The organism is Escherichia sp. WS1450, from assembly GCF_046487395.1.
GTDB lineage: Bacteria > Pseudomonadota > Gammaproteobacteria > Enterobacterales > Enterobacteriaceae > Escherichia > Escherichia coli.
Window position 1 is genome coordinate 1 of record NZ_JBJQJO010000157.1, and the last position, 644, is coordinate 644.

Genomic DNA, 644 nt, shown 5'->3' on the forward strand with positions numbered 1-644 from the left:
GTGGCGGGCACGGAGCTAATGGCGTGCTGGTAATTCGGGAGTACATGTAAATGAATGATATCTATGCAGTTGTTGATAATAACGTTGTTATTAATGTCATTATCTGGGACGGAATTTCTGAATGGAAACCAGAGGCTGGTAATTTAGTTCCGTTAAACGGCGATGCTGGCATCGGTTGGTCATATTCAGACGGAGTATTTACCGCGCCACCTCCCCCAGAACGCTCTCACAACGCGTTAGTTGCGGAGGCTGAGCTGCAGAAATCAGCACTACTGACCGTAGCAAATAACGCAATAGCACCGCTGCAGGATGCCGTTGATTTGGAAATGGTGACAGACGATGAACAGGCGTTACTGCTGGCGTGGAAAAAATACAGGGTACTGCTGAACCGTGTTGATACCTCAGCGGCACCCGAAATAGAGTGGCCTACGCAACCGGGGGAGCGGGCCAGTTGATATCAGGCGCAGCGTCAGCATCAACTGCTGTCACTGCGTCGATGTAGTCGAGTACCGCATTCAGCCGCGTTTTTTCATCATCAGTCAGTTTGCGGCCTGCACTTCTCCGTTGACATCTTTGTTATATGGTACAACTGCGCAGAGGCCTGTCTCTTCAATTGTGCCAGTTGAATACTACGATACAACGCT

At 49.8% G+C, this 644-nt stretch carries 1 protein-coding gene and 1 pseudogene; one reads left to right on the plus strand and one right to left on the minus strand.

The window, feature by feature from the left end; all coding sequences use genetic code 11:
- Window positions 1-50 precede the first annotated feature (50 nt).
- The gene (locus ACJHYR_RS28100) at window positions 51-455 is read left to right on the plus strand and encodes a tail fiber assembly protein (RefSeq protein ID WP_016240464.1); all 405 of its coding nucleotides are present in this window, start codon (window positions 51-53) and stop codon (window positions 453-455) included.
- On the opposite strand, the pseudogene ACJHYR_RS28105 reads toward ACJHYR_RS28100, so the two are convergent.
- Window positions 427-555: pseudogene (locus ACJHYR_RS28105) on the minus strand (tail fiber assembly protein); the annotation flags it as partial. The gene ACJHYR_RS28100 and the pseudogene ACJHYR_RS28105 overlap by 29 nt on opposite strands.
- Between the last annotated feature and the right edge of the window lie 89 nt (window positions 556-644).